The organism is Salifodinibacter halophilus (assembly GCA_012999515.1).
Lineage (GTDB): Bacteria > Pseudomonadota > Gammaproteobacteria > Nevskiales > Salinisphaeraceae > Salifodinibacter > Salifodinibacter halophilus.
In genome coordinates this window covers 1-238 of the sequence record JABEEB010000686.1, presented here as the reverse complement: position 1 = coordinate 238, position 238 = coordinate 1, and the positions used below count along the sequence as shown (strand labels likewise).

At 68.1% G+C, this 238-nt stretch carries 1 protein-coding gene; it reads left to right on the top strand.

What is annotated here, in order from left to right; translation table 11 throughout:
• Positions 1 to 238: fructose-bisphosphatase class I (locus tag HKX41_13315; protein NNC25114.1), on the top strand; the 238-nt coding region annotated here is incomplete at its 3' end.

The window sequence follows — 238 nt, the reverse complement described above, 5'->3', positions numbered from 1 at the left end:
ATCTCCCTGACCCGCTACCTGATCGAAGAACAGCGCGCCGGCCGCATCAACGCCGACCTGCGCCTGCTGATCGAAGTGGTCGCGCGCGCCTGCAAGTCGATCTCCATCGCGGTGGGCAAGGGCGCCCTCGGCGGCGTGCTCGGCGATGCCGGCACCGGCAACATCCAGGGCGAAGCGCAGAAGAAGCTCGACGTGCTCAGCAACGAGATCCTGCTCGAAGCCAACGCCTGGGGCGGCC